This window comes from Enterobacter sp. 04-C-12-SI-ECC, from assembly GCF_047530715.1.
Taxonomy (GTDB): Bacteria; Pseudomonadota; Gammaproteobacteria; order Enterobacterales; family Enterobacteriaceae; genus Enterobacter; species Enterobacter bugandensis.
In genome coordinates, this window is record NZ_JBLKDI010000057.1 from 1 (window position 1) to 447 (window position 447).

General features: G+C 57.5%; 1 pseudogene. It reads left to right on the plus strand.

Annotated features, from left to right (window positions below):
* Positions 1–447: pseudogene (locus ACMWL8_RS25125) on the plus strand (IS1-like element IS1B family transposase); the annotation flags it as partial.

The following is a 447-nucleotide window of genomic DNA, read 5'->3' on the forward strand; positions in this document are numbered from 1 at the left end:
ATGAATGGCGTTGGATGCCGGGCAACCGCCCGCATTATGGGCGTTGGCCTCAACACGATTTTACGTCACTTAAAAAACTCAGGCCGCAGTCGGTAACCTCGCGCATACAGCCGGGCAGTGACGTCATCGTCTGCGCGGAAATGGACGAACAGTGGGGATACGTCGGGGCTAAATCGCGCCAGCGCTGGCTGTTTTACGCGTATGACAGGCTCCGGAAGACGGTTTGCGCACGTATTCGGTGAACGCACTATGGCGACGCTGGGGCGTCTTATGAGCCTGCTGTCACCCTTTGACGTGGTGATATGGATGACGGATGGCTGGCCGCTGTATGAATCCCGCCTGAAGGGAAAGCTGCACGTAATCAGCAAGCGATATACGCAGCGAATTGAGCGGCATAACCTGAATCTGAGGCAGCACCTGGCACGGCTGGGACGGAAGTCGCTGTCG